Annotated in this window: 19 protein-coding genes; 7 read left to right on the top strand and 12 right to left on the bottom strand. The window is 64.7% G+C overall.

Annotation, left to right across the window (positions count from 1 at the left end; translation table 11 throughout):
• Positions 1-376 precede the first annotated feature (376 nt).
• The 4 genes from QN347_RS15525 (at position 377) to QN347_RS15510 (ending at position 5,546) form a co-directional block, all read left to right on the top strand.
• A complete protein-coding gene (locus tag QN347_RS15525) occupies positions 377-1,276 on the top strand; it encodes a hydrogen peroxide-inducible genes activator (RefSeq protein ID WP_322162068.1) in 900 nt (299 codons plus the stop codon).
• Between the two features lie 88 nt (positions 1,277-1,364).
• The gene (locus tag QN347_RS15520; RefSeq protein ID WP_322162070.1) at positions 1,365-3,050 is read left to right on the top strand and encodes an ABC transporter ATP-binding protein; all 1,686 of its coding nucleotides are present in this window, start codon (positions 1,365-1,367) and stop codon (positions 3,048-3,050) included.
• Positions 3,040-4,131 (top strand): efflux RND transporter periplasmic adaptor subunit, encoded by a 1,092-nt coding sequence (locus QN347_RS15515; RefSeq protein ID WP_322162072.1) that lies wholly within the window; start codon positions 3,040-3,042, stop codon positions 4,129-4,131. Before QN347_RS15520 ends, QN347_RS15515 begins: the two co-directional genes overlap by 11 nt.
• Entirely contained in the window at positions 4,128-5,546 is a 1,419-nt protein-coding gene (locus QN347_RS15510; RefSeq protein ID WP_322162073.1) for a TolC family protein, read from the top strand. The genes QN347_RS15515 and QN347_RS15510 overlap by 4 nt, the downstream gene beginning before the upstream one ends.
• 127 nt (positions 5,547-5,673) lie before the next feature.
• On the opposite strand, the gene QN347_RS15505 is transcribed toward QN347_RS15510, so the two are convergent.
• Positions 5,674-7,395, bottom strand: coding sequence for a hypothetical protein (locus QN347_RS15505; RefSeq protein ID WP_322162075.1), 1,722 nt, complete (start codon positions 7,393-7,395; stop codon positions 5,674-5,676).
• Between the two features lie 201 nt (positions 7,396-7,596).
• Between QN347_RS15505 and QN347_RS15500 the strand changes: the two genes are divergently transcribed.
• Positions 7,597-8,865, top strand: coding sequence for a glycosyltransferase family 2 protein (locus QN347_RS15500; RefSeq protein WP_322162077.1), 1,269 nt, complete (start codon positions 7,597-7,599; stop codon positions 8,863-8,865).
• A 49-nt stretch (positions 8,866-8,914) separates the two neighbouring features.
• On the opposite strand, the gene QN347_RS15495 is transcribed toward QN347_RS15500, so the two are convergent.
• From QN347_RS15495 to QN347_RS15455, 9 genes are all read right to left on the bottom strand, one after another.
• Positions 8,915-9,817, bottom strand: a complete 903-nt coding sequence (locus QN347_RS15495; RefSeq protein ID WP_322162079.1) for an NAD(P)-dependent oxidoreductase — start codon at positions 9,815-9,817, stop codon at positions 8,915-8,917.
• Complete coding sequence (locus QN347_RS15490) at positions 9,817-11,040, bottom strand: class I SAM-dependent methyltransferase (RefSeq protein ID WP_322162080.1); 1,224 nt, start codon at positions 11,038-11,040, stop codon at positions 9,817-9,819. Before QN347_RS15490 ends, QN347_RS15495 begins: the two co-directional genes overlap by 1 nt.
• Positions 11,037-11,597 (bottom strand): dTDP-4-dehydrorhamnose 3,5-epimerase, encoded by a 561-nt coding sequence (locus tag QN347_RS15485; protein ID WP_322162081.1) that lies wholly within the window; start codon positions 11,595-11,597, stop codon positions 11,037-11,039. The genes QN347_RS15490 and QN347_RS15485 overlap by 4 nt, the downstream gene beginning before the upstream one ends.
• Complete coding sequence (gene rfbG, locus QN347_RS15480) at positions 11,594-12,658, bottom strand: CDP-glucose 4,6-dehydratase (protein ID WP_323494134.1); 1,065 nt, start codon at positions 12,656-12,658, stop codon at positions 11,594-11,596. Before rfbG ends, QN347_RS15485 begins: the two co-directional genes overlap by 4 nt.
• Positions 12,652-13,422 (bottom strand): glucose-1-phosphate cytidylyltransferase, encoded by a 771-nt coding sequence (gene rfbF / locus QN347_RS15475; RefSeq protein ID WP_322162085.1) that lies wholly within the window; start codon positions 13,420-13,422, stop codon positions 12,652-12,654. The genes rfbG and rfbF overlap by 7 nt, the downstream gene beginning before the upstream one ends.
• Before the next feature lie 75 nt (positions 13,423-13,497).
• The gene (locus tag QN347_RS15470; RefSeq protein ID WP_165954554.1) at positions 13,498-13,893 is read right to left on the bottom strand and encodes a GtrA family protein; all 396 of its coding nucleotides are present in this window, start codon (positions 13,891-13,893) and stop codon (positions 13,498-13,500) included.
• On the bottom strand, positions 13,890-14,492 hold the full coding sequence (locus QN347_RS15465) for a class I SAM-dependent methyltransferase (RefSeq protein ID WP_322162087.1): 603 nt from the start codon (positions 14,490-14,492) through the stop codon (positions 13,890-13,892). The genes QN347_RS15470 and QN347_RS15465 overlap by 4 nt, the downstream gene beginning before the upstream one ends.
• A 2-nt stretch (positions 14,493-14,494) precedes the next feature.
• On the bottom strand, positions 14,495-15,472 hold the full coding sequence (locus QN347_RS15460) for a glycosyltransferase (protein ID WP_322162088.1): 978 nt from the start codon (positions 15,470-15,472) through the stop codon (positions 14,495-14,497).
• A 190-nt stretch (positions 15,473-15,662) separates the two neighbouring features.
• Positions 15,663-15,896, bottom strand: a complete 234-nt coding sequence (locus QN347_RS15455) for a hypothetical protein (protein ID WP_322162090.1) — start codon at positions 15,894-15,896, stop codon at positions 15,663-15,665.
• A gap of 313 nt (positions 15,897-16,209) precedes the next feature.
• Here QN347_RS15455 and QN347_RS15450 point away from each other — a divergent pair, with 313 nt between their 5' ends.
• Positions 16,210-16,662 carry an Arm DNA-binding domain-containing protein gene (locus tag QN347_RS15450; protein ID WP_322162091.1) on the top strand — a complete coding sequence of 151 codons (453 nt, stop codon included), beginning with the start codon at positions 16,210-16,212 and terminating at the stop codon, positions 16,660-16,662.
• Between the two features lie 113 nt (positions 16,663-16,775).
• Here the strand turns inward: QN347_RS15450 and QN347_RS15445 are convergent, their stop codons facing one another.
• Positions 16,776-17,336 carry an ISAs1 family transposase gene (locus tag QN347_RS15445; RefSeq protein ID WP_322162092.1) on the bottom strand — a complete coding sequence of 187 codons (561 nt, stop codon included), beginning with the start codon at positions 17,334-17,336 and terminating at the stop codon, positions 16,776-16,778.
• Positions 17,337-17,445: 109 nt separating this feature from the next.
• Between QN347_RS15445 and QN347_RS15440 the strand changes: the two genes are divergently transcribed.
• On the top strand, positions 17,446-17,607 hold the full coding sequence (locus QN347_RS15440) for a hypothetical protein (RefSeq protein WP_322162094.1): 162 nt from the start codon (positions 17,446-17,448) through the stop codon (positions 17,605-17,607).
• Positions 17,608-17,609: 2 nt separating this feature from the next.
• Here QN347_RS15440 and QN347_RS15435 read toward each other — a convergent pair whose 3' ends face one another.
• Entirely contained in the window at positions 17,610-19,004 is a 1,395-nt protein-coding gene (locus QN347_RS15435; protein ID WP_323494131.1) for a TonB-dependent receptor, read from the bottom strand.
• Positions 19,005-19,128: the final 124 nt, after the last annotated feature.

The raw sequence follows: 19,128 nt of genomic DNA, 5'->3' as shown, positions 1-19,128 counted from the left end.
GCGGGGTGGAGCAGCCCGGTAGCTCGTCAGGCTCATAACCTGAAGGTCACAGGTTCAAATCCTGTCCCCGCAACCACCGCTATAAAACGACCATCGCCGCCCTCACGGGTGGCGTTGTCGTTTGTGGCAAACGCCATCAAATTCGACACCTTCGCGACAACGTCCGCTTACGGGCCGTGTGCACCGTCCGGATGTACAGCCACGCCCTCGATAAACGTTACCTGTATCTCCGCCGCTTCGCCGTGGACCAACTCGTCGTAAAGCGTGTCGGCCACGGCGACCTAATCCTGCAACCGGCATTCCCCGACCGGCGCGCTTCTGCGCGGTTCCGCGATCAAGGGGTGCGCGCAGACGGCCTAACGCGATAGCGTGGACCATGCCGTTCCCCAAAACCACGATTCGTCACCTCAGCTATTTCGTCGCGCTGGCCGAAGCGGGCAGCTTCACGCGGGCGGCCGGGCGGATGGGCGTTTCCCAGCCATCGCTCTCGCAACAGATCCGGGCGCTCGAAACCATCATCGGCGCAGCGTTGTTCGAGCGGGGAGGTCCCGCAATCCTTACCCCGCTGGGACGCGACTTGCTCGACCGGGCACGGCGCATCCTGCTCGACGTTGTCGACCTCGAAGATTTCAGGGCAAGTTCGGCCGATCCCTTGATCGGCACGATCCGGCTCGGTGTGTCGCCGACGCTCGGCGCGTATCTTATGCCGGCGCTGGTCGCGCGGCTGCACCGCGAGCATCCCACGCTCCGTGTCCATGTCCGCGAAGGCCTGCCGACCGCACTCGCGACCGGACTTACCACTGGCGTCCACGATTTGATCCTGGCGCAACTGCCTGTGACGGGCGGCGCGTTCCACAGCGAGCGCCTCTTTCGCGAACCTTTGTACGTCGCGATGGCGTCCGATCATCCCCTCGTGGCAAAGACGATCATCGCACCATCCGATTTACGCGGCACCAGCCTGTTGACGCTGCAACCCGAATATCGGCTGGCCGAACAGGTCGCGGCGATCGCGATCGATGTGGGCGCCAATGTATTACGGGACTACGAAGGGACCAGCCTCGATGCGATCCGCCAGATGGCGGGCATGGGCATGGGGCTCGCCTTGCTACCCGAACTCTACGTCCGGCAGGAAGTTCGCGAAGGCGACGACGTCGTCGTGCGGCCGATAAAGGGGAGCCGCTACTACAGAGATATCGGACTGCTGTGGCGACACGGTGCGGGCCGCGCACCGGCCTATGGCTTGATCGCCGGCTTGCTACGGGCTGTTTTCGCATAGGATATTCCTATTGATATCATAAGCCATGCTGCATTGTCCTAATGCCGCGAATGGGAGATACTCGGCTTCGATCATACGCGAGGGGCACATGGCGGGCGAACACATCGGATGGCGTTCAGCGCTCGGGTGGCTGGCAGAGATCGTCGGGCCCGACATGGCGTACGTCCGTCTGACGATGGTCTACGGCGTCGCGATCAGCCTGTTGTCGCTCGCCACGCCGATCTCGGTGCAGCTGCTGATCAACAGCGTCGCCTACACCGCGATGCCAGCACCGTTATGGACGCTGGCGGGGCTGTTGCTCGGGCTGCTGCTGGTGGTCGCGGGGCTCAGCGCCATGCGCTTCTGGATGATGGCGCTGTTCGAGCGTCGGCTGTTCGCGCGCATCGTCGCCGAGATCACCGTCCGCGCGGTCCATGCCCAGAACCCGTTCTTCGCCGACCAGAATCGCGGCGACCTGTTCAATCGCTATTTCGACCTCGTCATCGTGCAGAAAGCGGTGCCGAGCCTGGTCATCGGTGCGTTCACGATCATCCTGCAATCGGCGGTGGGCCTCATCGTCACCAGCTTCTACCATCCCTTCTTCCTCGCCTTCAACGCGATCCTCCTGCTCATCATTCTAGCGATCTGGCTGATCTGGTCGCGCGGCTCGATCCGTTCGGCGGTCGCGCTGAGCCACGCCAAGCACGACGCCGCGCGCTGGCTCGAAAGCGTCGGCGGGTCGAACGGCTTCTACAAGTCGAGCCGCCATTTCGATTTCGCGATGGACCGGTCGGAAGCCGTCACCGCCACCTATGTCGATCGCCATCGGCGCTATTTCCGTTACAGCTTCACACAGACGGTCGCCTTCCTGCTCCTCTATGCCTTTGCCAGCGCGGCGCTGCTGGCGCTGGGGGGCACTCTCATTTTGAGCGGAGAGTTGTCGATCGGACAGCTGGTTGCGGCGGAGCTGATCCTGGGCGGCGTGTTCTACGGCGTGTCGCAGCTCGGCTGGTATCTCGACACGCTCTACGATTTGGTGGCGAGCGCGGAGGAATTGTCGCTGCTCTACGCGATACCGCAGGAGAGCGCGGTCGTCGCGGTGGGGCAGTCGCCCGGCGACGGTGCGGTGCGGCTCGACCGCGTCGTGATCGACGGCGCGCGCTTCGATTTCGAGCTCGCGGCGGGTGAACAGCTCGTTACGCGCGCCGACGGGGGTGCCGAACGGTTGTTGGCAATGGTTCTCAAGCGCCATGTGATTCCCGAGCGCGGCCTGGTCACTGTCGGTCGCGCCGACATGGCGACGTTCGACATGTATCGGCTGCGATCCGAGGTCATGGTGCTCGACCGGCCGAGCATCGTCGAGGTCACGATCCGCGAGTATCTGACGCTCGCTGCGGCTGCGTCGACATCCACCGTCATGCTCGACGCGCTGGAGACGGTCGGCTTACGCGACCGCATCGCCGGGTTACCGCACGGGCTCGATACACCGCTGGCGGCATCGGGCTATCCGCTGTCGATCGGTGAGGTCATGGCGCTGAAGCTCGCCAATGCGCTGCTGGTGCGCCCGCACGTCCTGATGCTGGCGCAGCTCTACGATCTGATCCCGACGAGCCGCCTGGCCGAGGTGCTGCGCCAGCTCAAGGCGGCCGGTACGACGGTCTTGCTGTGCACGGGGCGGCCCGAGGATATCGCGCTCGACGGCTGGTTCCATCTCGAACCCGATCGGCAGCGACGCTTCGACAGTTGTGCAGCGCTGGTCGCCGCTACCCAGCACGGAGCCGGCAATGCCGTATAAGCCCGATCGCCTCGCGCATTTCCAGACGCTTGCCGCAATGCGCGCGCCGCGGGTGGCGTCGGCCGTGGCGTGGATGCTCATGCTGGGCATCGCGATCGCCGCGGCGATCATGGCGCTGGTCCCCTGGGTGCAGACCGCCAACGGCACGGGGCAGGTCGTCGCGCTCGATCCCGGCGACCGGCAGCAACCGGTGACCGCGCTGGTTCCGGGCAAGGTCGAGCGCTGGTACGTCCAGGACGGCCAGCACGTCGCGCGCGGGGATCCGATCGCACGCGTCGTCGATCTCGACCCAGACCTGCTCGCGCGCCTGGGGGCCGAACGCGCGCAGGTGCAGGCGGAGATCGCCGCGATCCAGCAAAGCCGCGCGGTCGCCGGAATCGATGTTGCGCGCACCGGGCAGTTGCTCGCCGAGGGGCTCGCCGCCCGCCGCGATTACGAGCAGACGCAGATCAAGGTCGCCGACGCCGGCGCCAAGCTCGCCGAAGCGCGCGCCAAACTCAACCGGATCGATATCCAGCTCAGGCGGCAGTCGGCGCAACTCGTCCGCGCCCCGCGCGACGGCCGCGTCCAGCAGCTCAACGCCGCGAGCGGCAGCGCGCTGGTATCGCCCGGCACGGTGCTGGCGGTGATCGCGCCCGAGCGCGTCGAGCGCGCGGTCGAGCTGTACGTCGATGGTCGCGACATGCCGCTGATCCGCCCCGGTCGTCCGGTGCGGCTCGAGTTCGAGGGTTGGCCCGCAATCCAGTTCAGTGGCTGGCCATCGGTCGCGCAAGGCATGTTCGACGGGCGCGTTCGCATGATCGATCCCAATGCCGCCCCCGACGGCGCCTTCCGCATCCTTGTCGAACCGCGACCCGGCAAACCGGCTTGGCCAACCGGCACCTTCGTTCGCCCAGGCGGAAAAGTGCGCGGTTGGGTGCAGGGCGAAACCGTCCTCGTCGGCTACGAAGTGTGGCGACAGCTCAACGACTTTCCGCTGGAATTCGGCCAGCGCGGCGCGGCGTCCGGCAAGGCGCAACCCAAGCCGCCCGCAAAGCCCAGCGTCGACGAAACCGGCAAGGACGCGGAGGCAAAGAAGTGACGCGTGTCATCGCCCTGCTGCGCATCGTCCCGCTGCTCCTCATGCTGTGTCCCGGCGTCGCATCGGCGCAGGTCGCGCCACTGACGCTCGACGAGGTGCTGCGCTCTTCCGCGCGGTCCGCGCCGCAGATCGTAGAGGCGCTGGCACGGGTGCGTCAGGCGGATGGGCGCGCGCTCTCCGCCGAGGGCGCGTTCGATACCGTGTTCGACCTGGATGCGCGGTCGCGCGTCGCGGGCTATTATGACGGCACCGTCGTTGAAGCGCGCGCGACCCGACCGCTCACCGGCAATGGCGGTTATGTCTATGGCGGCTATCGCGCGTCGCGCGGCACTTTTCCCGTGTATGAGGACCAGGCCTATACCAACCGGCTTGGCGAGGCAAAGGTCGGCGCGCTGTTTGCGCTGCTGCGCGACCGCGTGATCGACGAGCGCCGCACCCGGCGGAGCATCGCCGGCACCGATATCGACGTCGCGCGGTTCGAGGCGGAGATGGTTGCGATCGGCGTGCAGCGCCGCGCAGTCGACGCCTATCAAGCCTGGGTCGCGGCCGGCTGGCGCATGCGCGCCTATCGCGACCTGCTGCACCTCGCGGAGCGGCGCCGCAGCGCTATCGGCCGGCTGGTGACGCTCGGCGCGCGCCCCGACATCCTGCTCGTCGAGAACGATCAGAATCTCGTGCGGCGACGAGCGCTAGCGGTTCGTGCGGAACAGGACGTTGCGGGCGCGGCCAATGCGCTGTCGCTCTATCTGCGCGACGAAGCGGGGGCGCCTGTGACGGTTTCGGAGGATCGCCTGCCGGAGGATGCCGGCGCGCTGGCCGCGCTTTCTATTGCCACGACCCAAGCGGGACCGGTCGAGAGGCCCGACTACCGCGCGGTGCTCGCGCGGATCGACCAGGCGACGTCGCGGCTGGCCCTGGCGGAAAACGACCTGTCGCCTCGCCTCGACCTGCGCGGCGAAGTCGGCAAGGATGTCGGGTCGGTCGGTCTGGGCGGCCCGAACAGGACGCCGCTTGAGGCTGCCGTCGGTTTCCGGTTCAGCGTGCCGCTGCAGAACCGCGCCGCCAAGGGCCGCGTTGCCGAAGCCCGCGCCGAGATCGAGGCGCTCGGCCAGCGCAGTCGCTTTCTCCGCGACCAGATTACCGTCGAGGTTCAGGGGATCGTCATCGCGGTCGGTGCCGCCGAGCGGCTGGCCGCGATTGCCGACGAGGAGCGTCAGCTAGCCGAACGCCTGGCGACGGCCGAGCGCCGTCGGTTCGAGCTTGGATCGGCCGATTTCTTCCTGGTCAACCAGCGCGAGGAAACCGCGACCGACGCGCGCGTGCGCCTGGTCGACGCGCAGGCGCGGATCGCGTCTGCTCGCGCCGAATTGGCTGCGGCGACCGCCGATCGCGAAGCGTTGCAGCTCATCCGCTGATCGCACTTGCGCGGACAGCAACGTCGAGAACCCCTGTCGGACCTTCAAGGCAGATTACCGCTGAAGTTTCCTCTTGAAAGCGTCCGCTATGGGCGTGGGCTACCGATCTTCGCGCGGCCGGTCGAAGTTACGGTTTCAGGCACCCCTCGGCTCGAAAGAGATTTTGCAGTGCATCAAATCTCCGCGCGCTACCGATAACGTTGAGGCCGAAGCCGAGTTTGTGCATTTCGGGCCAGTCGACCACACTGACCGTACCACGGCGGCACAGCGCGACCTCCATTTCGCGGTTCAGGGCATGGCTGGCGAAGCGCAACGGGCGGTTGGTGAGATCCGGGTCCGTCCCGACTTGATCCACCGCGCTTATCGCCCAGCGCCCGTCGCTGGTTGATCTTGGCGGATCTGTATTGATCACCACAAAGTCGCTTTGCTTCGTCGCGATGAAGCGATCGAGCCGCACTTGCGGCTCCGCGAACCACCGCGCATGGAGCATGAGGATCGGCATCGCCGGCACCAGCGTCAGCACGCTCAATAGGATGACCATACCGTCGGTTCGCTGCGGCGCTTTCAACGCCAGCTGCTGATAGCCCAGCCCCGCGAGCAGCGCGAAGCTGCCGAGATAGGGGTGCAGATAGCGATATCCCCAGCCGTGCCCCTGGTACGGCAGGGTGAACCCTACGAACAACAGCCAGATCGCGATCCCGAGAAGCATCGGCGCGGCCACTCCGCCTCGTCGGGCGACGGGCACCGCCGCCACGATGAGCGGGAGCAGCGCCAGGTTCTGCCAGGCGACGAAGCGCAGCATGTTCAGCATCATCCATGACAACGTCAGCGGATCGCGAACCAGGAGCAGCGGTATGACCTTGTCGAGGAACCGGCTGCCACTCGGGTCCGGATGCGCGGATGCGCCAGTTTGCAACGCCGCAATCAACGGAAACCCGATCCACCACGCGGCAATCGCGCAATAGGCAGCGCAGTACAGCAGCAACAGCCGCCATCTGCCCAGCCGGAGGTGCCAGATAATGAACGGCGCGACAAAGAACAGGTGGAACACCAGTTGGTGCAGCCCGGTCGCGAGAAACCCGATCGCGATCGCGCCGGCATGCCCCCAACGACCGCCGCGCAGAAACGCGGCCAGCCAGATCAGGTTCAACGCCATGTGGCCCGTCATCGCATAGGTGGTCATCGCGTTGACGAGCATCTGGCTCGAGGTGAAATAGACGATCAGCGTGACCCAGATCGCTCGGTTATCTGCGCCGAACAGGCGCTTGGCGAGATCGAGCAGCGCCACCGCGCCGAACACCACCAATGCGGGGTTGTAGAACACCGGGTCGGCGATCTTGGAAAAGGCCAGACGCAACAGCGCGTTGACCGGCAAATAGCCGGACACCATTGCGGTCGGCGATTCCGCGTTCAGGAGGAATGCGGGCACCAGCGCACCCGCAAAAGGTCGCCACTGCGGGGCTAAGGGAGCTGCGAGCCGCCCCTTGTCATAGACCTGCATGTCAAAAACGACCATGCGCTCGTCGCCCGAGATCGGAAAATCAAAGAGCAGTGCGTAGGCGCCCCAGCCCAGCAACAGTGCGATGACGACGCTGGCGATCAGAACGACCCGCGCGCTCGGTGCTCGATCCGGCAGGCGCCATGCGGGGGCGAAACGCTGGAGGATGAAAAGCAGGACTGGCAGCGCGAGCAGGATGGCGATGTCCTGCGTCTGGACTTGGTACAGTGTGAAAAGATTGCCGGTCGTCGTCGCCGCACGCGCGACCAGCGGAAGCAGCATGAGCGCAGCGAGGTCCAGCGATCCAAGCGGTTTTGGCTGTCGCTTGGGCGCACCGATCATAGTCTGCATCGAAGTTCCTGACACGGTGGCGTGGCCGATCGACCAGGGAAAGCCAAACGACGCGTTCACCCTGTCCGAGCAGCGTTGGGTTAGTCAAATGTCGGGAGAAGCAATAGCGGCGACGTCGATTGGGGCCGGCCGTCCGACCATGCGGTAGCGGTTGATTAACCATTGTCCGCTAGCCCGAGATGAGCGCAGCGGAGGCCATGCATGTTCGTTCAACGGTTCGACAAGACGCTCCCGCCAGCCGCCATGCCGCTTGCGATCTCGATCGTGATGCCGTGCCTCAACGAAGCGATCAGCTTGCCGCACTGCATCGCCAATGCGCGCGATGCGTTGAACACGATCGAGCGCGAGTTCGGGATCAGCGGCGAGATCCTCATCGCCGACAACGGCTCGACCGATGGCAGCCAGGCGATCGCGGCCGCGTGCGGTGCGCGCGTCGTGGCGATTGCGGAGCGCGGCTACGGTGCGGCGATCATTGGCGGCGGGCACGCCGCCTTCGGCGACTATCTCCTCATCGGTGATGCCGACGGCAGCTATGATTTTACCGATGGCGTCGCGATGATCGCGCGTCTCCTGGCGGGCGCCGACCTGTGCATGGGATCGCGCTTCGCCGGCGGCATCGCACCGGGCGCGATGCCCTGGAAGAACCGCTATATCGGCAACCCGCTGCTCACCGGCGTGCTCAACCTGCTGTTCCGCTCGGGCATCGAGGATGCGCATTGCGGGCTGCGCGCCATTCGCCGCGATGTGTTCGTTGCGCTGGGCCTGACCGGGGCGGGCATGGAATTCGCCAGCGAAATGGTCGTCAAAGCCAGCCTGAAGCAAATCCGTATCGAACAGACGCCGGCGACCCTGTCGGTCGATCTGCGTGACCGTGCGCCGCATCTGCGCCCGTGGCGCGACGGGTGGCGGCATCTGCGCTATTTGCTGATGCTCAGCCCGACATGGCTGTTCGGTATTCCGGCGCTCGCGGCGATGGGCGTCGCGACAGTCATCCTCGCCATAGCGCTCGCGCATATGCTGGGACTTCTCCCCGGGACGGGTGCGTTCGGCACGAGCTGGTCGCTCGTTGCCGGATTCCTGTTCTGCATCGGGCATCTTTCGGCCGTCATGGCCGCCGCGACGCATCTTCACAGCGTCAACGAGGGGTATCGGCGCATGCCGAAGATCGTGCGCCGCTATGCCCGGCTGCTGACATTGGAGACGATGCTGATTACCGGTGCTGCGCTGCTGCTCGTATCGGGGTGCGGGCTCGGCGCGGTCGCGTGGGAGTGGTCGAACGGAGACTTTGCCGCGCTGTCCACACCGCTGCCGCTGATCCTCGCGTGCGTACTGGGCGCGACCGGGCTGCAGACGATCATCGGCGGCTTCCTGCTGGCGATCATCGCCGGGCACGAAGCGCGCTTCGTCGCAACGGCGCGCCAAGACGCGCTTGTCGCAAGCGCCGTCCCGATCGACCGAATCGCAGCATGACGATCCGGAGTGCGGCGATAGACCTCCGCTGACGGCGGAAGCCGGCGCGTTAGTCAGAGGTCGGCGTCGAGACGCCAAAGCGGGCAACGGCGTCGGCCAAACCCGTCTCCAGCGTGAAACGGGGGCGATACGCGGTCTCGGCGAGCAAGCGGTCGATCGCGCCTTCGATCAGTGGCGGATCATCCGGACGAGTCGGGATCGCCCCATAGGCGACGCGATCGGCCGATCCGGCTGCCTGCGTCGCGATCTCGACGAAGCGTCGGACGGTCGCGGCCTTCCCGCTCGCGACGTTGACTACGCCCTCGACCGGTGCGGCGAGGATCGCCACCAGCGCGGCCGCAACATCCTCGACGTGGATGAAATCGCGTCGCTGCGAACCCTCGGATACCTTGGCGACGTCGCCGCTGTGCGCCGCTTCGAGCAGGGAGCCGAGCAATCGTTCGGGTCGCTCGCCGGGGCCATAGGGAAAGAAGATCCGCGCCCAAGCGAGCGAAAGACCAAGCCCGGGGGCCGCCTTTGCAAGGACCGCGTGGAGGCTCGCTTTCGCCGTGCCGTAGAGGGTCGCTGGCTGTATCGGCGATGTGGCTTCTTCGAGCCGGCCCGACCCCGTCCAGTCATATTCCGCGCAGCTGCCCGCAACGACCGCGCGCCGGCCGCCGCCCGCGACAAAGGCGCGGACGAGGCCGATCGATGCCGCCACCCAATCGAGATTCTCGGCGGCCGCCCAGAAGCCGGGCCTCGCCTCCCAGGCGAGATGGAGCAGGTGGGTCGCGCCGATTGCCTCTATCACGCTGCGATCGACACCGGCCAACAGATCGGCCGGATGATCGATGACACCGGCATGATCGACCGGCGATCGGCCCAGCGCGTGGACCTCGACACCCGCCTCCAGCAACATCGGCACCACCGCGCGGCCGATGAAGCCACTGGCGCCGGTGAGAAGGACCCGCATCAGATCAGCTGGAGACTGGGCACCGCCACCACGAAGCGGGCATCCCATTCCCGCGCATAGGCGAGTTGCGCAACGACCTCGTCGCGCAGGTTCCACGGCAGGATCAAGATGCGGTCGGGCCGGTCGGCCCGCAGTCGATCCTCGGCGACGATCGGAATCCGGCTGCCGGGCATGTACGATCCCGCCTTCGCTGGATTGAGATCGACCACATAGGGAAGAAGGTCGCGGCGGATGCCTGCGAAGTTGAGCAAGGTGTTCCCCTTGGCGGCAGCGCCATAGGCGCCCACCTTCAATCCGTCGCGCCGCGCCGCCAGCAGGAACGAGAGCAAATCGTCCTTCACCGTTTCCGCGGAGCGTTGGAACGTCGCGTAAAAAGCGGGCGTCGTGATGCCGGCATCCTGCTCGGTCTGGAGCAGTGCCGTCACCGCCGGGGTGACGGCATGAGGCCCGCCCGCCTTCTGAGCAAAGACGCGAAGGCTGCCGCCATGCGTCGGAAGGCGCGCGACGTCGAACACCGAAAGGCCGTTCGCGGCAAAAATCCGCGTGACTGCCGTCAGCGAGAGATAGGAATAATGCTCGTGATACGCCGTATCGAACTGGTTGCGTGAAACCATTTCGAGCAAATGCGGGAATTCGAAGGTGGCAACGCCGGTCGGCTTGAGCAACCGCGCGAAACCGCCGACGAAATCGTTGATATCGGGCACATGCGCCAGCACGTTATTGGCGATGATTAGGTCGGCATCACGCCCGTCGGCGGCCAGTGTCTCGCCGAGCGTAACGCCGAAGAAGGCCTCGACAATCTCGATGCCCCGCGCACGCGCGGCGGCCGCCGTGCTGGCGGTCGGCTCGATGCCGTAGGTGGGGATGCCGGCGTCGCGGACATATTGCAGGAGATAGCCGTCATTGGCGGCGACCTCGACCACGCACGACGCCGCATCGAGGCCGAACCGTCCGGTCATGTCCGCCACATACCGCTTGGAGTGGTCGAGCCAGCTTTGCGAGAAGGAGCTGAAATAGGCGTAGTCGGCGGTGAACAAGGCGTCGCGGCTGGTGAAATCGACGGTCTGGACCAACCAACAGGCATGGCACACCAGCAGACGCAGCGGGAACCAGGTCTCGGGCGCGTCGAGCCGATCCGCGGCAAGATAGGCATTCGATGGCGGCGCACTGCCGAGATCAAGAAAGGGCGCGTGCAAAGGCGCGGCGCAGTGGCGACATTTCACAGCATTACGTCCCGAAAATCGTCTGTCAGCATCGGCCGCGAGCGATCGCGCTCAGACAGGATCGTGATTTCCCGCGGCCACGGTATCGCAAGGCGTCGGTCGAGCGGATTGAGGCCGTCTTCGGCTTCGGGGACATGGCTCGCCGAATGGAAATAGAGCAGATCGACCGTGTCGGTCAGCGTTTGGAAGCCGTGCGCAAAGCCCGGCGGAAGCAGCATCGCGGTATTGTTGTCCGCCGATAATTCGGCCGAGACCGAGGTGAGAAAGGTGGGAGACTCGGGGCGAATGTCGGTCGCCACGTCCCAGACGGTGCCGTTTAGACACAGCACCAGCTTGGTCTCCGCATGCGGCGCGCGTTGGAAATGCATGCCGCGAACCGTGCCGGCCTGCTCGGTCCGGCTGTGGTTCGCCTGGCGCATCGGCCCGCTCCAGCCGGCCGCGAGCAGATCATCGTCGCAGAACAGGCGTGTGAAGGCGCCGCGCGGATCCCCCACCGGATGACGGACGACCAGGCGCGGCCCGCCAGGCATCAGCTCGGTGACGGTAAAACGGCTCATCGCGCGGCCCAGAATGCGGCAACGTCCGCTTCGCACAGCGCACGGGCGTCGGCGCCGTCGTGAAGATCGCGGTACCAGACCATCGAGCGACGTACCGCCTCCTCCAATGTCCAGCGCGGCGCGATGCCCAGCGCGGCGCGTGCTCGGGCGATCTCCAGACTCAGCCAGCCGGCTTCGTGCGGTCCCGGCTCGACCGCACCGAAGCGCGCTTCGCCGCGCCCATAGGCCGCGCGGGCGAGATCAACCACCGTCCGCACCGACGCGGCGTCACCGGTCTCCGGTCCGAAATTATAGGCGCCGGCCAATGCGGGTTGCTGCCACAACGCCTCTGCCAGTTGGAGATAGGCATGGACGGCCTCGAGGACGTGCTGCCACGGACGAACCGCGTCGGGGCGGCGTACGTCCAGCACGGCGCCTGCCTGCCAATGCCGCACCGCATCGGGCAGCAGTCGATCGTCCGACCAGTCCCCGCCGCCGATGACATTGCCCGCGCGTGCGGTTGCGACGGCGATGCCGGCGCCCGCCAGATAGCTGTCGCGATAGCTTGCGGTGACGATCTCGGCCGACGCCTTGCTCGCGCTATAGGGGTCGTGCCCGCCCAACGCGTCGCTCTCGCGATAGGGATAGGGATGCTCGAGATTGCGGTACACCTTGTCGGTGGTGACGACGACGATCACCCGCAGGCCGGCGCTGTCGCGGCAAGCGTCGAGGAGATGGGCGGTGCCCATCACATTCGTCGCGAAGGTCGCGAGCGGATCGGCGTAGCTTGCGCGCACCAGCGGCTGGGCGGCCAGATGCAGGACGATTTCGGGGCGCGCGGCGCGCACCAAGTCGGCAACGCCGGCGCGATCACGGACGTCGCATTCGCGATGCGTAAGGCCATCCGCGATGCGGGCCAGCGAGAACAGGTCGGGCGTCGTCGAGGGAGCCAGCGCAAGCCCCGTCACCTCGGCACCAAGCTGGGCGAGCCGGATCGCGAGCCAGCCCCCCTTGAAGCCGGTGTGGCCGGTCAGCAGAACCCGACGCCCGCGCCAGAAGGACGGGTCAGCCAGCATCACCATGTCCGCCACGGTGCTCGGCCGGTCGCCCACATCTCTTCCAGCTGCTGCTTTTCGCGCATCGTATCCATCGGTTGCCAGAAGCCATCGTGCGCATAGGCCATCAACTCGCCCTTGGCGGCGAGCGTCTCGAGCGGGGCGGCCTCCCAGGTCGTCGCATCGTCCGCGATTTCCGAGATGACGCTGGGGTTGAGCACGAAGAAGCCGCCGTTGATCATGCCCCCGTCGCCGCGCGGTTTTTCCGCAAAGCCCATGACCTGATCGCCGGTCGTCTCGAGCGCGCCGTATCGGCCCGCCGGCTTTACCGCCGTGATCGTCGCCGCCTTGCCATGCGCCTTGTGAAACGCGATCGAGGCGGTGATGTCGATGTCGGCGACACCATCGCCATAGGTGAAGCAGAACGCCGCCTCGTCGCGGACATGGTCTGCGACGCGGCGCAATCGCCCGCCGGTCATCGTCGCTTCGCCGGTATCGACCAGGGTTATCCGCCAGGGCTCGGCGCGGCGGTTGGAGTAGGTGGTTTCGTTGCGTGCCAGGTCGATCGTGAGATCGGAGACATGCGACATGTAGTTCAGGAAATATTCCTTGATGATATAGCCCTTATAGCCGCAGCAGATCACGAAGTCGTTGATTCCGTGAGCGGAATAGATCTTCATGATGTGCCACAGGATCGGCTTGCCGCCGATCTCCACCATCGGTTTTGGGCGGAGATGGGTTTCTTCCGAGATGCGCGTCCCCAGACCGCCGGCGAGGATCACAGCCTTCATATCAAACTCCCCGCCCGATTTGGCGTTTCGATACAGGACGATGCCCTGTGATGCTACACCCCGACCGCCCATCGGCTAGCGCCCCTGGAGGATCGCCCAGCGTGCCGACGTGAAATTCCACAGGAATAATAGAACCGTGGTGACCGGCGTCGCCACGATCACCGGCACGCGCAGCCCCGTGCAGAGCAGCACCATCAGCAGCGTCGAGCCCAGAAATCCCATGATCGAGGTGACGAGAAAGCGCTGCAGCCGGTTCCAACAAGGCGCCTTATCGAAGGTGAACACACTATGGAGAAAATAGCCGACCGGTGTCGTAGTGCAGAAGGAGACGATGAGCGCGACAGGGTAGGCTACCCCGAACTGCGTGCCGCAGATCACAGTAATATTGTGCAACAGTGCGCAAAAAACTCCGACTGCCAAATAGCGCGACGATTGTAACTGGATCAGCTGCCTGATCACACGCGTGCTCATATCGCAAAATTGCCATGCCAGGGCCGCACATGCGCCTCCGCCACGATCGGTGCACGACCGACGGCTTCGGAATCGGGCTTGGAGAGATAGTGGACATGGTCGCCCGTCAGCCATCGATCTCCGGCGTGGCAAAGCCAGTGGATCGGGGTAGGCGTCCGCTCCCAATCCTTGAATACAAGCGCTCCGTCGGGCGCAACAGTCCGCCGCACTGCCGCCAGCAGTTCGCGGCGGATCGCTGTCGGAACATGATGGATCACGTCGGACAGGATGACGAGATCGAACTGTCCGGGCTGCTCCAGCGCGACCGCCTGGACGGTCTTCTCCTCGAACGAAACGCGCTCGCGGCATCCGCGAAACAAGCGTCCGGCATTGGGCGTCACGTCGATCGCCATGATCTCCGCGTCGGGGTACAGCTGTACCAACCGTTCGGTAACCGCACCTTCGCCGCATCCCACTTCGAGAATCCTGCGCGCCTGCGGCACCCATGCGCCGATTTGACGACAATAGGCGTCGATATCGATGAACACCGATCGATAGAGGGCGGCGACGAGATGTTCGTGCCGACCGAACATGCGGCGCACCGTGGGCCCGATCGGCATCGTCACAGCACTCCTGCGGATTTGGCGCGCAAGCGCGGCAGCACGCGCTCGATGATGCGCGATCGATGAATGTAGCGTCCGGCCCCGACGGGCCCGAGCCGAAGCACCGACAGCAGCGCTTTCCCGAGCGCGCGCAACTGGCCGTTCGCCGCGTCGGCGAGCGCCGAATTGACGGCGATCGAGGCATTGGCGAGCCGGCGTACCTGTGCGCGACGGCCTTGCGGAACAGCGGCGATGTGGCGCTCGACGACGATGCGGTGCTGCGCCTTGAAATTGCTCGCCGCGCGGCTGCCGGTCGTGGTGGCGGACGACCCGTGAATGCGAAAGGCGGCGGTGACGGTGTCGTGATAGAGGACCTCGCCATGCAGCGCGAGCTTGATCCACAGATCCCAGTCGCCGGTGTACCACAGATCAAGGTCGAGGCCGCCGCAAGCGAGCCAGGCGTCGCGGCGGATGACCGGGCTCACCACCGCGACGAAATTCTGGACGAGCAGCTTTTCGAGCAACGCGCTCCGCTCGACCGGCGCTTCGCCGTCAGCCAGCGGACACCGCCAGATACCGCGAACCTTGTCGTGCTTGTCGATGATAGCGGTCGGCGCGAGGTGCAGCGCCGCGTCCGGCCGTCCCTTGATCCAGCGCCGCACTGCCGCGGCCCGGCCTGGCAGCCACAGATCGTCCTGGCATAGCCAGGTGACATGCCGGGCGCTGGCATGGCGGACACCGAGATTGGTTTTGGGCGAGCAGCCGTCGATGCCGTCTGGGTCGACGAACCGGAAGTTCAGCCGGTCCGCGAAACGGCGGATGATGGCCATCGATCCGCCATCGGGGCTGCTGTCGATGACCACAACCTCGATGCCGGGATCGGAATCGGCGGCGATCGACGACAGCGTCCGTTCCAGCCATTCCTCACCACGATAGACGGGCAGAATGACCGAGAGCCAAGGTCGCGGGACGGCGTGCTTAGCCGGGGATGCTTGCATAAGACTGAGAGCTGCATGCATTTTCGCGTCGTCCCGAATTGTGCATGCCATTTCTAAGGATTGTTAGTTAACGAAACCTCTAGGACCGATGCCCCGTCCAGCGCCGGCGGCGATGGCCGTCGCTGCACCGAGCTTCCGGCGATCGGGTGATGGTGGCTACGAGGCCGACGGGTTTAGGGTGCGGGGCCGATTATCTTGGGCGGCGTCGGGTGGAATAGTCTATCAAGAACAGCGACGCGCGGTCGGCGGTGGCGAGGTCGGCTGTCGAAAGGAACGGGTGGTTGCCCCGATAGTCGGCAAAACCGAAGCGGTTGCCGATCGACGCGGCTTCTCCGCCGCAACGCGGGCGTCGTGCGTTGTTCTGCCCGTCATCGCCCGTGGCGTAGCGGCACTGAAACGAGTTTTCGGTGTGAGCGTATTCCATACGAGCGGCACCGCCGACTGACGAAGGCGCTGCGGCAGCCTTGCCCGAAGGCAAATTGTCAGACCCAACGTAGGAATTTACTTTAAAAACTGGTGCTGCCGGTGAGGATTGAACTCACGACCTCAGCCTTACCAAGAATCGTCAGGTCCATAATCGTATAACACCATACTTAATCTGACATCCTCGGACGCTATTAACTCGCTCTAATGATTAGATTATACCTCACCGTAGTTCATCGTTGTTGGGGACACTTAATTCCAGCGTGATGGCCCGGTGATGACCCAATCGGCCTCCCGGATACTGGGAGATCGACGTGCCTGACACCACCAGGAAGCGGCGCGGGAAGTCCACCGCGCGCATCAACAAGTCAACCGTCGACGCGATGCCGACGCCCGCGGCGGGCGGTCGGGCCATGCTGTGGGACACCGAGGTGAAGGGCTTCGGCGTGCGCATCGCTGCGAGCGGCGTGCGGACCTACCTGCTGCGCTACCGGATGGCCGGGCGCGACACGCCGCAGCGCACGCTGACGATCGGACGGCACGGCTCGCCCTTCACCGCGGAGCAGGCCCGCAAGCGCGCGGTCGAGCTCCTCGCGCAGGTCCGGCTCGGCGTCGACCACGTCGCCGACCGTGATGCCGCGGTCGCCGCGGCCATCGCCGGCCTCGACGCGCGCTCCGACCGGATGTTCGCGACCTTCGCGGATGTGAACAGGCGTCGAAGCAGGGACCCCGCCAGGATCTGGCTAAATATTTGTAAAAGCGAATAGATCGGAGATTAGAGGGGGTTCCTATCGGCGCCGATCGGGACCCCCTCAAAAGTCGTATTCTTTCGCGCTTTTAGATGCTTGAGCCACAAAGGGATGGGATCCCGCTTCGACGCCTATTTACAGGCATGCATGGCATCCACTGTGAACAGCTTGCCGCTCAATCCCAGTGTCGTCATCAGATCCTGAACCGCCGGGATTTCGTTGCTTTTCTCGTCAATCGCCAAATGCGCAAGGATGATCTGGTCATCATGGGCAAAGGCGCTCATCAGATGCGCTGCCTTGCGATCGTTGAAGGCGTCGAAGCTGCCGCGCAGGGTCTTGCCATCGATTGCCACGCAGACGGGCTTTGTGGCAGCATCATCTGCGTCGATCCTGCCAGTGCCAAGTGTCGCCGCGTGACGGCGGAACGCGACCTCAAGGGCGGCACCGTCAAGCCCACGCAGAATGAACCGGACCGACGAATAAGCAGGAGCCCGTCGCAGCGACAGGTCAAAAACCACGTTCAGCCGATCAAGATGCGTTTTTATAAAGGCGTGAACCTGCCGATAGGAAACCGCGCCCGACAGCATCGCCAAAACCGTGAAAAGCAGGATCGGGGCAAGCGGATACATCTTGCCCTGGCCACGACGCGGATCGGGAACCTCGGCAAAAAACGATAAAAGCGTCGGCGACATCGGAGCAGGCCTTCCTCAAAGTGCCGCTCCCTTGATTCAGAAAAATTGCCGCTTGGGAATCCGCAAACCCCCGCCCGATGACGATATCCAACTCATAAAGTAATTAGCGTTGAACAGCCCTGGCGTCATTCGCGACTTTCAGGTCGTCAATCACCTGAAGTTGGGCGTCGGAGCACAGGCCGCGCGCAACTTCGTCGGCCACGACTTGGCGGCGGCCTATGGCGGGGACCGTTGGGGCGGCATAGGATTCGTGCGGCTGAAGATTGATTAAAGCTAGAAACTCGCCAGCAGCGTGAACCGAACGGATCGTGTTTCGATCGGGTGAAAGTGAATGTCGTTGACCCCTTCGGCCGGTTCGTTGGGGAGACGCGAAGTGTAATAATAGTCGATCGCCGAAGCCTTGGCGTTGAGCAGGTTGAAGCCTTCCAACTCGGCGCTCAGGTTTAGTGTCATGTGATAGCCGATGCGGCCGTTGACTGTCGTCGTCGCCTTCGACCGAACGCTATTATCCTCGATCAGAGGTCGCGGACCGAAGTAACGAAGCTGCAGCGCACCGAAATATGGCCCGAGTTCGTCGACAGCCAGCGCGACCGAGGCAACCCCCTCGACCGCGCCCGGAATGTGCTGACCGACCGGATCGGAATCGCGGAAGCGGGCATGGGCATAGGCAATGTCGGCGTCGACCGTCAGCCAGTGGAACGGCTTGTAATAGTTGGAGAACTCGAAACCGATGCGCCGGCTTGGCCGGCCCGGCGTCGTCGTTCCGGCGTCACCCTGGAAAATCAGCTCGGAGTTAAAGTCGAGGTCATAGACTGCGAGCGTGGTCTGCAGGTGCGGGATGATCTCCGTCCTGACGCCGACCTCGGCCCCCTTCGATCGGACCAGCCCCGGCACCGGGTCGGCGGCATCGCCGCTCTTCGGATCGACGTGGTTCGTCGTGCCGCGCGCGTCGTTGCTGTGGAACCCGGTGCCGACGTTGACGTAGAACTCAGTCTTTGACCGCGGCCCGAAGATCAGGCTAAGCTTGGCACTCGGCAGGGTCGAGGTGACGTTGCCGGTGTTTGCCGCCTGGGCGCTAGTGACATCGAAATTATAATAGTCCTCGCGCAGCCCGAAGACGGTGCGGAACTTGTCGCCCCAGCGCGTCGTGTTCTCATAGTAGCCGCCGAGGCTGGTCTCGATGATATGGTCCTGACGCGTGAGCGAGAGGAACTGCCGCGCTTTGGTGCTGTAGAGCCCGTTGTGGATGTCATCGCGCTGGAACTGCAGCCCGACGGTGTTCTCGGTGTCGTGGCCGAACAGGCTGCCGCGCCACGAGTGGCTCGCGTTGAGCGTGGTATCGGTGCGATCGTCGGGCTGCGCGAACTGGTCGCCGTCGACCGGATCGTCAAGGAAATAGGTGAAATCGGAATAGATCCGTAGCCGGTTGTTGATGACGTAGGCGTTAACCTTAGTCGCCGTGTTTTCGGTCAGTAGGTGCCATTCGGCCGACAGGCTGTAGCGGTGAACCTTGCCGCCATCGGTCGGATCAATCGAGCTGAAACGGTTGAGCGTGCCCGCAAGGACAGCGCGCAGCGGGATTTGGTCGGTAGCGTTGTACGTCGAATTATAAGCCATGCCGGTGATGTTGAAGCCCGACTCCTTCGTGCCCCGCGAATAGCGCAGCACCGCGTTTTCCTTCTTGTAGTTGTCGCCTTTGGTGAACGGCCCATCATTGTGAAACAGCTCGAGGGCGTAGAGCAGCCCCGGTAGTAGCCGTTCTCGCCGATGCCGAGGCTGATGAGCGTCTTAG

Origin of the sequence: Sphingomonas sp. 10B4 (assembly GCF_035019905.1) — a bacterium.
Lineage (GTDB): Bacteria > Pseudomonadota > Alphaproteobacteria > Sphingomonadales > Sphingomonadaceae > Sphingomonas > Sphingomonas glacialis.
This window is presented reverse-complemented; position numbering and strand designations above follow the sequence as displayed.